The sequence below is a fragment of the Cryptosporangium phraense genome (assembly GCF_006912135.1).
GTDB classification, from domain to species: Bacteria; Actinomycetota; Actinomycetes; order Mycobacteriales; family Cryptosporangiaceae; genus Cryptosporangium; species Cryptosporangium phraense.
Window position 1 is genome coordinate 15,967 of the sequence record NZ_VIRS01000056.1, and the last position, 12,823, is coordinate 28,789.

Genomic DNA, 12,823 nt, shown 5'->3' on the forward strand with positions numbered 1-12,823 from the left:
CATCTATTTTGCAAGTTACCTAGAGCCTGGTCGATATCTGGGCGTCGGCTGCTCGGAGAAGCGGCCCGATCGCGTGGGCGGGGGCCAGGCTCATGAAACCGACGACAGGCACGCGTGCGTTGCGTCGCCGCCGCCTGTCCGAGCGGAGCAAGCTCGCGCTGCTAGCCGCAGCGTTGACGCTCCCGCTGCTGGTGGTGGCGTGCGCCTACGTGAACGTGGAACACGGACGCTTGAAGTCCGGGCAGCTGGAGCGGGCAGGGGCGGCGTATCTCGTCCCGTTGAGTCGGCTGGCGACTGCGGCAACACTCGCCCGGCACGCCATGGCCTCCGGCACGAAGGTGCGTACGGAGGACGTCGAGGCCGCAGCTGCGGCAGTGGACGCGGCCGACCACCGGGACGGTGCGTCGCTCGGAGTCCGCGCAGAATGGACGAGGACCTCTCGGACTGTCCGGAACGCGGTCCGCATCGCGGAGCGGGCTAAGGCCGTTGCTGCTTACAACACTGCTGTCGACCAGATCCTGACGCTGATGACGCACGTGCGAGAACCGAGCACCGCCCTTGACGGCGACGTCGACACCTTCTACGTGATGAACGCTGCGATTTATCAGCTCCCCGTGCTTCTGGACACGCCGCTGCGGGCAGTCGACGCGGTTCTGCTGGACTCCCCCGGCGAGAACAGCACAGGTGCCGCCGGGCTGGCGCCCATGGCGGCGATGGCCGGACGCACCACCGTCCTGACCAACTCCTTGCAGAACGGCCTTCGCCGTGCTTTCGCCGCCACTGACAGCCGTGACTTGCTCGCCCTGCGCGGCTCGGCCGACCAGACGGTCGCGATCCACCGTCACGGAGCTCAGTTCGTCCTCGACACTGCGGAGTCAGGCAAGCCCCTCCCGGTCGAGATGTCGCTGCTGGACCCGATGATCGAGCGCACTACCGCACTCAGTGCCGCGCTGCTTCCGGTATTGCGAAAGCTCATCGACGCGCGAATCACCGGCCTCAAGCACCGCATCGTCGGGGTAGCGGGCGCCACCGCCCTGGCCGTGATGCTCGCCGCATGGGTCCTCCTATCCTCGCTGCAAGGCTTCCGCCGCGACCGCGATCAGGCGGTGGCCGCCGCCGAGGCACAGGCCGCTTTTCTGGCCACGATGAGTCACGAGATCCGCACTCCGCTCAACGCTGTAATCGGCATGACCGGCGTACTCATGGACACCAACCTCGACACCGATCAACGTGAATACGTCACGACCGTGCGCGACAGCGGGGAGGCGCTGCTGAGCACGATCAATGACATCCTCGACTTCTCCAAGATCGAATCCGGGGAGCTCGACCTCGACGACGAGCCGTTCGACGTACAGGAATGCGTCGAGAGCGCACTCGCGCTACTCGCGCTACTCGCCGACCGCAAGGATCTGGAACTCGTCGGCGTCGTCGAGGACAGCTGCCCGCGTACGCTGCGCGGCGACGTGACCCGGCTGCGGCAGATCCTGGTCAACCTGCTCTCCAACGCGGTCAAATTCACCGATCACGGTGAAGTCGTCATTACCGCCACCGCCGAAGCGACAGACCCGCAAGGTCGGGTCAGGCTAAATTTCGCCGTGCGCGACACCGGACCCGGAATTCCGGCCGACCGGATGGACCGGGTGTTCCGCTCCTTCGCCCAGGTTGACTCCTCGACGACCCGCGTCCACGGCGGAACCGGCCTCGGGCTGGCCATCAGCCGCAGCCTCGCGCACGCTATGGGCGGCGATATCACCGTCGACAGCACCGTCGGGGTGGGGTCTACCTTCGTGGCCACGGTAATCCTCACCGCGTGCCCGGGCGGAGATCCCGGCGCAGACACCCGGATCGCCGGCGCGGCTGCGCTGATCGTGGACGACAACGCCACAAACCGGCAGGTCCTCACTCTTCAGCTGACCGGCTGGGGAATGCGCTGCACTCAAGCCGCCTCGGCGGCCGAGGCCCTCAGGTTGACCGCCACCGGCAACCGCTTCGACCTCGCTGTCCTCGATCTGCAGATGCCCGACCAGGACGGCATTCAGCTGGCCCGCGCCCTGCGCGCCGACCCGAGTACCGCCGACCTTCCGCTGATCCTGCTCAGCAGCATCCACAGCCGCCCGGACGCCGCCGACCGGAGCCTGTTCGCCGCGATGCTCGCCAAACCCGCCCGAGCGGCCCAGCTCCACGACCACGTGCGCCGCGCGCTGGCATCGGCCGTACCCGTCCAATCGTCGCCCGACGGCGTCTCCGCCCCGGCAGAGGAGACACTGCCGGCACCGCTGCGGGTTCTACTGGCGGAAGACAATACGGTCAACCAGCGCGTCGCCCAGCTGCTACTGAGTAAACTCGGCCAGCGCGTCGACACCGTGGCCAACGGCCTCGAGGCGCTCCGCGCACTCGAACGCGCCCCTTACGACTTGGTCCTCATGGACGTCCAAATGCCCGTCATGGACGGCTTGGAAGCCACCCGCCGCATCCGCGCCGACATCCCGGCCGACCGCCAGCCGCGCATCGTCGCCATGACCGCCAGCGTCCTGGTCGAGGACCGCACCGCCTGCCGGGCCGCCGGCATGGACGACTACCTCCCAAAGCCCGTGCGGGCCGACGACCTCCGCGCGGTCCTGCTCTCGGTCCCCTGCCGCTCGCCCGACGCACTCGGGCATCCCGTGCAGGCCAGCCGTTCCGACGCGTCGGTGTCGGACGCGATCCGTGACCGCCTCCGCGAATTGGCCGGGCCTACCCCGAGCGCCGACGATCGCGAACTGGTCGTCGAACTCTTGCACTCCTTCCTCGCGAACACCGCCCCCCTGGTGACCGAACTCGAGTACACGCTGCACGCCGGCGACCTGGAGAGCAGCGCCGCGATCGCGCATCGCTTGATAGGCACGACGTCCAATCTCAATATCGATGCCCTCGCCGAGGCCTGCGCCGAGATCGAACGCGCCCTCCGTACCGGCCCGCTCACGGCCGATCGCATCGGCATCCTCGTCACCGCGGCCCGCGAGCAGCTCGACCGAGCGATACCACACCTCGCGCGCGCCGTCGCCGACCTCGCACCGGCCTCGTCCCCGGTGCCGTCACCGCCGGAAGCGCCAGGCTGATCCGACCGGCCCTCCTCGGCCGCCACACCCTGCCCGCCCGCCGCCCCGGCAGACGTACCTATTGGTCGTCGAGTTGCCGATCAGTCCTCCACTCCAGGAGGCGTACGCGCGGAGGACCACCGTTGCTCTGCTCGGACTGATCGCGGTCGCGATCATGGCCTACGCCGCCTCCGGCACGGGGATGCGGTTGGTGATGACCGATGACGCCGATGCGGTTGGGGCGACCGGGCGTGCTCATCCATTCGGCTCGGCACCGTCCAGCGCGGATTCGATCCCCGACCGCGGGAGCCAGATCCACTCGTCCAATGAATTCTGTGCCGAAGGTCGTGATCGCCCGCCGGGTTTAGCGGCCTCTACGACGGGCAGCCGATGGCCAGTGCCCCGGGAATCGCCTGCGGCGGCCATGCGCTCCAGGCGCACGGCGCCTCGGTTGGCGGCAACAACGCCACCATCGACATCTATCGGCACCGATTCACATCGGCGTCCGCGCTAAGGCGGAACGGACGTGACACTGCGGCGTCGTCTGAAACTCCAGGATGCAGGGCGCCGTCGTCGGTCGGCACCGACGCGCCAATCGGTGACCGACCGGACCCGACTCGACGATGACGCCCGACCAGTGAATCGCCGGCTGCGGCGCTACCGACATGTGCCGCGTTCGCCACCGACATAGGAGGAATCTGATGACTTCATCGCTGCAGGTTCTGGCAGCCTACGGGCAAAGCCCCTGGGTCGACTATCTGTCTCGAGTCTTCGCCAGAGGCGAGCTCTCCCACCTCGTCCGCGAAGGCGTCGCGGGGGTGACGTCGAACCCCACGATCTTCCAATCGGCGATCGCCGAGGGCGGTGCCTATGACGAGCAAATGCGCGAGGTGCTGCGATCGGAGGATGACCCCAAGCAGGTGTTTCTCGCGCTGGCGATCCAAGACGTGCGGGCTGCCTGCGATCTTCTCCGGCCGGTCTACGACCGGGCCGATTCCTCCCGGGACGGCTGGGTGTCTTTCGAGGTTGACCCGCACCTGGCCCATGACGCTGACGCCACCGTGGCGGAGGCTGTCGCTCTTTTCCGGCGCATCGACCGCCCCAACCTCTTCATCAAGATTCCTGGCACCACGGACGAACTTGTCGCGGTCGAAGAGACAATCGCCCGCGGCGTCCCAGTGAACGTCACCCTGCTGTTCTCCTTGGAGCGCCATCGTGCGGCCGCGCATGCGTATCTGCGGGGACTTCACCGGTTCCGTGAGGCGGGCGGTGACCTACGAGCAGTTGCGTCGGTGGCGTCGTTCTTCGTGTCCCGGGTCGACACCGAAGCCGACCGCCGACTCGATGAGCGGGGTGGACCGAACGACTTGAAGGGAACTCTCGGCATCGCAAACGCCAAGCTGGCCTACGAGGCTTACCGGGAGATCTTCGCCGGCGACGACTGGACGGATCTCCAGGCCGTCGGGGCTTCACCGCAGCGCTGCCTGTGGGCTTCGACAGGTATGAAAGATCCAGATCGGCGCGACGTGACCTACGTCGAGGAGTTGATCGGCCCGGACACGGTCACAACCATGCCCAGGGCGACGCTGGAGGCGTTTCTCGACCACGGGCGGGTGGCCGACACGCTAACCGGCGGCGTGGAAGACGCCCATCGCACGCTCACCCGGTTCGCCGAAGCGGGCGTCGACTACGACAAGGTTATTGCGGTGCTGGAACGCGAAGGCGTGGACGCGTTCGTAACGTCTTTCGAGCAACTCTTCGCGGGCATCGCCGGGAAACGCGCGGCGCTCATCGGCGCATAACCGGCCAGCCGCCTGGCTGCCGACCAGATCACGCACCACGAACGGTGGAGAACTGTCATGGTCTAGAAACTCGATCGGCCGGGATCGTTCAATCGGCAGGTCTCGGCGCCTGTCGCGAATGCCGCCGGCTGGGACGTCGTCGACGTTCGCGCCGTGGATACCGCCCGGATGCTGGCCGCCGATGCGGTGCAGAAGGCCGGCAATGGGCACCCGGGCACCGCGATGAGCCTGGCACCCTTGGCCTACCTGCTTTTCCACATCGTCATGCGCCACGATTCCAACGACGACCAATGGCTCGGCCGGGACCGGTTCGTGCTCTCGTGCGGACACTCCAGCCTGACCTTGTACATCCAGCTCTACCTTGCCGGCTATGGCTTGGAGCTCAGTGACCACAGGCTTTGCGCACCTGGAACTCGGCCACGCCGGGGCACCCGGAGTACCGGCATACCCGGGGAGTGGAGATCACTTCTGGGCCGCTCGGCCAAGGCCTGGCCAGCGCTGTCGGCATGGCTCTGGCGGCACGCCGGGAGCGGGGTTTGCTCGACCCGGATGCCGGGCCCGGCGAAAGCCCGTTCGATCATCACGTCTACGTGATGGCCTCCGACGGTGACCTGATGGAGGGCGTCACCGCCGAAGCCAGCTCCTGGCCGGGCACCAGCAGCTCGGCAACCTGGTGGTGTTGTACGACTCGAACCACATCTCGATCGAAGACGACACCGACATCTCCTTCAGCGTGGACATCCAAACGCGGTATACCGCCTACGGCTGGCATGTGCAGACCGTCGACTGGACCAGCACCGGTGAGTACGTCGAGGACGTCGACGCTTTGCTCGCCGCTATCGAGGCGGCGAAGGCCGAGACCGCGCACCCTTCGATAATTCTGCTGCGCACGATTATCGGCTGGCCAGCGCCGACCAAGCAGAACACCGGAAAAGCGCACGGCTCCGCGCTCGGTGAGGACGAGATCGCCGCCACCAAGACCCTGCTCGGCAGGAACCCTGACACTGTGTTCGCCGTCGACGCCGAGGTACTCGCCCGCGCCCGCAGCGCCGTGGACCGCGGCGCCCGCCTGCACGAGGACTGGCTGCCGGAGTACTCGAAGTGGCGCACTGCCCACCCTGAACGCGCAGCATTGCTCGACCGGCTACAGAGGCGGCGGCTACCGGAGGGCTGGACCGAGGCACTCCCCGCCTTCGCGCCGGACCCGAAGGGCATGGCCACCCGCACGGCCTCCGGGCAGATTCTCACCGCCCTGGCTCCGGTCCTCCCAGAGCTGTGGGGCGGCTCGGCTGATCTGGCCGAGAGCAACAACACCACGATGAGCGGAGAGCCCTCCTTCGTCCCGGCCGACCGGCAGACCCGTGACTGGACCGGAGGGCCCTACGGCCGGACCCTGCACTTTGGTATTCGCGAACACGCCATGGGCGCGATCCTCAACGGCATCGCTTTGCAGAGCCTCACCCGCCCCTACGGGGGCACTTTCCTCGTGTTCAGCGATTACATGCGTCCCGCGGTGCGGCTCGCCGCGCTCATGCAGCTCCCCGCCGTCTACGTCTGGACCCATGACTCCATCGGTCTGGGCGAAGACGTCCCTGCCCATCAGCCTGTCGAGCACCTCGCCGCACTGCGCGCCATTCCCGGCCTCGACGTCGTCCGGCCCGCCGACGCCAACGAGACCGCCGTCTGCTGGCGAACCGTCCTCGAACTTGTCGATCGGCCCGCCGGCCTGATCCTCACCCGGCAGAATTTGCCCGTTCCGAACCGCGGCCCCGACAGCTACCGGGCCGCCGTCGGCGCTGCCCGCGGCGGATACATCCTCGCTGGCGACGACACTCACCCGGACGTGGTTCTGATCGCCACTGGCTCCGAAGTGCAGATCGCACTGGACGCCAGAGCGCTGCTGACCACCGACGGAATCACCGCTCGGGTCGTCTCGCTGCCCTGCCGGGAATGGTTCGCCCAGCAAACGCAGCTCTACCGCGACGAAGTGCTGCCGCCTGCCGTCCGCGCCCGGGTCAGCGTCGAGGCCGGAATCGGCCAAGGCTGGCGTGACATCGTCGGCGACGCTGGCCGCATAGTCAGCCTGGAACACTTCGGCGCGTCAGCGGACTATCAACGCCTCTACCGTGAATTCGGCATAACTCCCGACGCGGTCGCCGCTGCCGCTCGTGACAGCATCAACGACGCCGCGGGAGCTATCCGCCCCGGCGGGCACGAGCAAACGGCGACACCAACTCACGGGGGGACGGGAGACCGTCCCCGCTGAACCGACGAGCCCGAAGAGCAAGACGGTCGGCCCCGATGGCGTCACGGGATCGGGGACCAGGGGATGCGGCGAAGCACAGACCGAGTGGACGCCGCAGTCGACCATCTCGAAGGGGGGCCGCGGACGTGAATGTGAGCCCGCGCAGCAGTCGAAAACTCCCCTGGCTAGCCCGAGGATCTGGCCCGGTCGGGAAGATTGCCCGTGACCTGCTCGACGATTCGCCGGGAAAGGCTGACCGCGTGGTCGGCATACCGTTCGTAGAAGCGGCTGAGCAGGACAACATCGATCGCCGCAACCATTCCGTGCGGCCAATCCTCGTGAAGTAGCGTGGTGAACACGCTGCGGTGGAGCTCGTCCATTTGGTCATCGATCGCGGTCAGTTCGTCGACTGTGGTGATGTCGTGATCGGCCAGCAACGCTGCCACCCGTTGGGTGAGGGCGTTGGCGATTCGTCCGGCATCGACAAACGTCGGCTCGAGGTCTGCCGGTACGGCCCGATCGGGGTATCGCATGCGGGCGATTGTGGCGATATGTCGAGCGAGGTCCCCCATGCGTTCCAACGCAGAAACAATCCGCAGGCTAGCTAGCACAGTGCGCAGATCGATCGCGACCGGGTGATGTAGGGCGAGGACCCGCAGGCAGCGTTCTTCGAGATCGTGGTGGAGGACATCGATGTGCGCGTCAGCAGCGATGACAGAGTCGGCCAATGCCAAATCAGCGGTCAGCAGCGCCCTGGTCGCCGAGTACATCGCCGAGTCGGCTAGTCCGGTCATAGTGATCAGTACGTCGGCGATGCTCGACAGCTCGCGGTGGAAGGTAACCCGCATCACCGCTCCCGTATCAGCTGTGCCGTCGACCTCCCGATCGCCGGTAATCCTCCCACCTCCGCGCGCCGCGCATCAGCGAGCGGAGGGTGGCCTGAGCGGCTTCCCTGCCTGCCACGCAGTCGACCACCGCTGACTTCGAACACGCGACCCGGACGGCAACCTGCGTGCGGCGACGGATGGTGAGCACTCACCGCTCCACGTGCTGGGCGACTCACCATCATTACTTTTATCGATAATTTCATGGTCTCGAATCACCTCATAGGGATTGGTAATTTAAGTACTTTATGTGAAGATTACTGTGTCTCGTGTTGCGTAGGCCGACGCGAGAACGTGGTGGTGGGCATGACGCCAGTTGCAGCTAGTTGTGCCCACCACTGCAGCCTGCCGCCGCCCCGCCGCGCGGGTGACCACAGACGCGCCGCGCTCGGACCGCCGGCCGACGACGACCTCGGAGCCGGAATCAGATGTCTGGGACGCGGCAGGCAAGGGTTGGCGAGCGCGTTGGTCGACCCTCATCAATCGCTAACCGCGAAAGACCGAGCGTCCAGATGGATCATCGGCCGCGCTTTCATGCCGATCACCTCTGATGTGCGGAAGCGATGGCGACGGACCAGGCGAAACGGAACCGGCCTGCGTCTGGTGACGGCGGTGCTGGCGATCGGCACCTTGGTAACCGGCGCAGCTTTCACTGTGGTTCGCCAGGGCGAGGACCGTTACGCCGCACAGCTCATGGACCGCTATGCCGCCGATCTTGCTGCCGCAGTCAGCGACCGCGCGTCCGACTACAGCGCGACGGTGCGCTATCTGGCTGCGGCGGTAGGCGCCCAATCCGAGCTGCGCAGCGAGGACTACGCGCGGATTACCGCCGGCCTAGACCCGGCCGAGCTTCCAGGGGTAGCAAGCGCCAGTTTCGTCGTGCCGGTGGCCACGCCCCGAATCGCCGCCGTGCAAGCGACTTGGCGGTCACGTGGCGCGGCCGGCCTCACGCTGCGTGCCAGTCCGAGCAGATCCCAGCACGCGTTCGTCATCTACGAACGCCCGCTCGACGGTCTCGCCACCATTCCGGGAACCGACGTCATGCAGAGCCCAGCGGTCGAGCAGACGCTTGACCGGGCGTGGATAGGCCACAAGCTGATGGTGAGCTCGGCCTATCACCTCATCCGCGACCAAACGCTTCCCGATCGGCAGCGCCAAGCTTCCATCGCCTTCGCCGAACCGATCTACACACCGCAAGGCCCCGCGTTGCCCGACCGGTTCGTCGGCTGGGTCGTCATGCCCGTCCGCGGGCAGGACTTCCTAGCCGAGACGTTGCGCCAACGAGGTCAAGGCGCGGTTCAGGCCACCGTGGCTGAGACTACCGGCGATCGCACGATCATCACCTCTACGCGATCCGGGCGGCGCCTAGCTGATGACTCGCTAGCCCGGCATCGCACCCTGTTCGTCGGGCAACGCCGCTGGGAGCTGACTTTGTGGCCGACGACCAGCCTGCGGGCGGCCACCGACCGCGGCACGAGTCTATTCACCCTAGGGGCGGGCGCCGCGTTGACTCTCGTGCTGGGCGTTATGACGGGTGTACTCGCGGGCAGCCGTGGCCGTGCGTTGCAGCAGGTCGAGCATGCGACTGCGGCACTGCGCCGGGATATCGATCGACGCGAGCGCGTCGAGGGTCAGCTCCGAGAGAGCGAGCAGCAACTACGCCACCTTGCGTTCCACGACCCACTGACCGGCCTGGCCAATCGCGCGCTGTTCTACGATCGGCTGACCCAGGCCCTGGCCGCTCGTGCGCTCATCGACCGGCCAATCGCTGTGCTGTTCATCGACCTGGACGGCTTCAAACAGGTCAATGACCAACTCGGCCACCAGGCCGGCGACCACGTCTTGCGCGCCGTCGCCGAACGGCTACGTGTCGGACTACGCAACTCGGACACGGTGGCCCGCCTCGGGGGTGACGAATTCGCCGTCATACTCGACGACCTCACCGATACCGAAGCCCGAAGAGCCGCCGAACGCATCATCATCGTCATCCAGGAACCCGTTGAGGTAGACGGCATGGGGGCGCAGGTGTCGGCCAGCATCGGCATCGCGCTCGGTCATCCGGATGTCACCGCAGATCACCTTGTGCGGGAGGCAGACGCGGCCATGTATTTCGCGAAACTCAGCGGGAAGAATCAGTACGCCGAAGCTGACCCCTCCCCGGAACCGACCTCATCCATCTGAGTCCTGGTTATTCTTCAACTCCCGTGCTTGTGAACGCCCTGAGCGGGTCCGCGATCAGCGCAGCGGTCGGGCGCCGCGTGCTCGGGCCCACCCCCGGCGCTCTCCCGCGCGTCAAATCGGTTGCGGCCGGTGGCGACACCGCCGCCGATGAAGCCCGACGGCGCCGCAAGGTTCAAAGGCTTCCGAATAGGCAGACGACGACGTCGCTGGCACCGCCTCTGACCGGCGATATCCAACGAACTGTCGGCCGTCGGCTCACGTCTGTCTCGCCCGATGGACTAAACGAGCTCTCCGCTCTCGGGCTGCTGGAACCACCGCTCCAGCAACATGTCGTCCGGGCAGGTCAGGTCAACTCCCAGGTCGGCATCGTTGGCTCGGCCCAGACCGAGCTCCGCCTCCCAGAACGGGGCGGCGGACCACCCGAGCGTCGTGAGCCCCTTCCCACACGCTCTGCAAATGATCACATCGCCGCCCAACCGCGTGCCCACACGCGGGTCACGAATCCGGGATGTCGTATTCGCCGCGTACGATGCCGACCGGCGAGGTGTTCAGACACGCACCGGGAAATCCAGTCACGTCGGCACCGGATTTCCCGCCGATGGTCGGTCGCCCGCTGATACGTCAGCTACCTAACGGGCTGGTCCCCCGATCGGAGTCCGGCTCGAGCGCAGGCCTGCTGCTCGGGTGTGGCGCCGATGACGGCGAGCGAGGCGCGGTAGGACTCCGATGAGGTCGCGATGTCACCGGCCTTGTGGGCTGCTTCACCGAGCAAGAGAAGGATGACGACCTCCCCACGGCGGTAGCCGGCCTGGCGGCACAGTTCGAGGGCCTGTCGCAGCGGCGGAATCGCGTCGACGGGGTGTCCGAGGCCCAGGTTGAGACGCGCCAAACCCTCCAGCGCGTGAACCTCAACGGTGCGGTCACCGATCTGCCGGCTGAGGGTCACGGCGCATTCCAGGTGAGCAGCGGCGCTCTCGGACTGGCCCACCGAATTCTCGGCAATTCCGAGATTGGTCAGGGTAATGGCCCGCCCGACGAGGCTGCCGACCTTCCGGTGCTCCGTGAGGGCCTCATTGAGGTGCTCGATAGCGGTAGCGTGCTGGCCGCTCGTCAATTCTGCATATCCGAGGTTCGTCAGGGCGTTGGCGGCGTGTGGGTCGGCGCCGTGCTGTCGGAACAGAGCTAGCGCCTCGCTCATGTATGTGATCGCCTCGGTGGGAACCCCTTGCCACAAGAGGGCGCCGCCGAGGTTGGTCAGGGCACGTGCCTCTCCCAGCTCGTCACCGGCGGATCGGAACAGGTTCAGCGCCCGACGCAGCGCGGCGGCGCCGACGAGGTAGCGGCCCTGCGTGCAGTGAGCGGCGCCGAGTCCGAGGTGGGCGAGTGCCTCGCCGGTGGTGTCACCTGACTTGCGGGCCGCGACGCTGGCGTTGCCGTGCAGCGCAATGGCGTCTCCGGGACGATCGTTGAGGTATCGGAACAGCGCGACGGACAGGTCGACAGCGGGACGTGACCAGTCTTGCGCGGCGGCGCAGGTGGATACGGCGAGGAGAACCGGCCGTTCAGTGTCGAGCCAGAGCTTGGCCGCCTGGCTGTCCGGCAAAGGTACGCGGGAACTTGCGCCCGACGCCGAAACGCGTGGGGGTTGGGCGTCGGCCGGATATACCAGGTCCGCTGCGGCAAAAGCGGTGGCGGCGTAATGGTCGACCAGTCTGGTCAATGCGGCCCGGCGCTCCGCGGCGCTGTCTTCGTCCAAGCTCCGGCCAGTGGCAAACGCGCGGATCAAGTCGTGCGTGACGTACCTGCCGGGTTCTGGGCTACTCACGAGGTGATCGCGGTCCAGCTGTTCCAACATGGCCTCGGCGGTGGCCGGCTTGACGTCGACCAACGCGGCGGCGGCGTACGGGTCGAGGTCCGGGCCCGGGTGTATGGCAAGGAGCCGCAGAAGCCGCTGTCGGTCAAGCGGCAGGCTCTGGTACGACTGCCCCAGAGCGATGTCGATTGCAGGCTCAAGCCGCCGCGCCACGTGCCGCTCGTCCAGCCGGTCGGCGTGGTCGGTCACCGTCCACCCCGGCGTCGTGCGGATGTGCCCTTCCACGAGGCTCAACGCGAGAGGAAGTCCACCGCACCGACCCGCGAGCCTGTCGACGGCAGATGGATCGTCACCGACTGGGATAGGGCGAATGGCATCAGTCAGATACTCCCGGGCCTCGTCCAGGGTGAGGACGTCGAGGGCGAGTGTGTTTAGCCCGGTGAGTCGGCGCCTGGTCGTGATCAGCGTGACGCCGCCCGGCACGGCACCCACCAGTGGACGGATCTGGTCCTCTCCGGCAACGTCGTCCAGGACCACTAACGTAGGGTGCGTGGCGAGCTGGCGTTGGTAGAGCGCCACGAGGTCGGCTGTTTCATGCGGGATCTGACTTCCAGGCGTTCCCAGTAGCCGCAGAAAACCGTCGAGCACGGCCGACGGGTCGGCGGACGGCTGTTCCGGGTGAAAGCCGCGCAGATTGACATACAACACACGAGTGACGCGCTCGCGCCGCAGAAGCTGGTGCCCGCCGTGCACGGCGAGCACTGTCTTACCGACGCCGCCCATGCCCTCGATCGAGACAGCCACACCCTGACGGGATTCGA

5 protein-coding genes and 1 pseudogene are annotated in these 12,823 nt (G+C 66.9%); 4 read left to right on the forward strand and 2 right to left on the reverse strand.

All coding sequences use genetic code 11. The features are described 5' to 3' along the window. Nucleotides 1-92 precede the first annotated feature (92 nt). The 3 genes and pseudogenes from FL583_RS38180 (at nucleotide 93) to tkt (ending at nucleotide 7,145) form a co-directional block, all read left to right on the forward strand. Nucleotides 93-3,098, forward strand: a complete 3,006-nt coding sequence (locus tag FL583_RS38180) for a hybrid sensor histidine kinase/response regulator (protein ID WP_142709798.1) — start codon at nucleotides 93-95, stop codon at nucleotides 3,096-3,098. Between the two features lie 680 nt (nucleotides 3,099-3,778). Next, nucleotides 3,779-4,879 carry a transaldolase gene (gene tal, locus FL583_RS38185; protein ID WP_142709799.1) on the forward strand — a complete coding sequence of 367 codons (1,101 nt, stop codon included), beginning with the start codon at nucleotides 3,779-3,781 and terminating at the stop codon, nucleotides 4,877-4,879. A gap of 153 nt (nucleotides 4,880-5,032) precedes the next feature. Then, nucleotides 5,033-7,145, forward strand: a pseudogene (gene tkt / locus FL583_RS43295) (transketolase). A gap of 164 nt (nucleotides 7,146-7,309) precedes the next feature. Here the strand turns inward: tkt and phoU are convergent. Then, nucleotides 7,310-7,972, reverse strand: a complete 663-nt coding sequence (gene phoU / locus FL583_RS38195) for a phosphate signaling complex protein PhoU (protein ID WP_142709800.1) — start codon at nucleotides 7,970-7,972, stop codon at nucleotides 7,310-7,312. A 639-nt stretch (nucleotides 7,973-8,611) separates the two neighbouring features. Between phoU and FL583_RS38200 the strand changes: the two genes are divergently transcribed. Continuing rightward, a complete protein-coding gene (locus FL583_RS38200; RefSeq protein WP_170324091.1) occupies nucleotides 8,612-10,189 on the forward strand; it encodes a sensor domain-containing diguanylate cyclase in 1,578 nt (525 codons plus the stop codon). A 625-nt stretch (nucleotides 10,190-10,814) separates the two neighbouring features. Here the strand turns inward: FL583_RS38200 and FL583_RS38205 are convergent. Then, the coding region (locus FL583_RS38205; RefSeq protein ID WP_142709802.1) for a tetratricopeptide repeat protein at nucleotides 10,815-12,823 on the reverse strand (2,009 nt) is incomplete at its 5' end.

What these genes read in the sequence shown, in the direction of transcription:
- FL583_RS38180 (WP_142709798.1), top strand. Translation starts at nt 93, where the DNA reads ATGAAACCGACGACAGGCACGCGTGCGTTGCGTCGCCGCCGCCTGTCC.
- tal (WP_142709799.1), top strand. Translation starts at nt 3,779, where the DNA reads ATGACTTCATCGCTGCAGGTTCTGGCAGCCTACGGGCAAAGCCCCTGG.
- phoU (WP_142709800.1), bottom strand. Translation starts at nt 7,972, where the DNA reads ATGCGGGTTACCTTCCACCGCGAGCTGTCGAGCATCGCCGACGTACTG.